This window comes from Salmonella sp. A1325, from assembly GCF_056991255.1.
In genome coordinates, this window is sequence record NZ_JAMLWO010000032.1 from 1 (window position 1) to 558 (window position 558).

Genomic DNA, 558 nt, shown 5'->3' on the forward strand with positions numbered 1-558 from the left:
AGGAGGCCTATCCTGTACGAACTGTGGAAAACTATATCTTGTTCACGATCACCTGCATCGTTGACGATGCGCGATCCCGGAGGTTTGACGACTGCCCGGTATGATAGGCATGACCGAGCGCGCCGCCGGGTTCCAGCCCAAGCTGGGTACACTGAACGATGGCGCTGACAAAACTCATGGTGTCACAGTCACCCAGCGCCAGAACTTTTCGGATTTCCGTTGTGGCTACCGCCGGTACGCCGTCAACTTACAGCGCCGCGCCATCCGGCAGGGCCAACCCCGGCACAACTGATGATGGAAGAATTCAGACGGCGTAAGGCGGCGGGAAGGCTTTAACAGGGGGGGACTTATGAGCAGAAATTACACACCGGCGCAGAAAGCTGAAATACAGAAGCGCCTGACGGAACTGATACGAACACACGGTCGGATGACGTTTGGAGAGCTGCGGAAGATAACAGGGTTAACCATTTTTACAGCCCGCCACTACCTGGAAAAGGCGGAAAGTTGTGGGGATCTGTATCAGGCCGGGAGAAGCGGTATTTTTCCTTCGGAACAGGC

General features: G+C 55.6%; 1 protein-coding gene and 2 pseudogenes. 2 read left to right on the plus strand and 1 reads right to left on the minus strand.

Translation table 11 applies throughout. From position 1 onward, the window contains the following. Positions 1 to 43 precede the first annotated feature (43 nt). Positions 44 to 229, minus strand: a pseudogene (locus tag NAZ64_RS22370) (recombinase RecT); the annotation flags it as partial. Here NAZ64_RS22370 and NAZ64_RS22375 point away from each other — a divergent pair. Both NAZ64_RS22375 and NAZ64_RS22380 read left to right on the plus strand, forming a co-directional pair. Then, positions 226 to 336: pseudogene (locus NAZ64_RS22375) on the plus strand (replication protein P); the annotation flags it as partial. The pseudogenes NAZ64_RS22370 and NAZ64_RS22375 sit on opposite strands and share 4 nt — an antisense overlap. Positions 337 to 349: 13 nt before the next feature. After that, a partial coding sequence (locus tag NAZ64_RS22380) for a DUF977 family protein (RefSeq protein ID WP_483641037.1) occupies positions 350 to 558 on the plus strand: 209 nt, incomplete at its 3' end.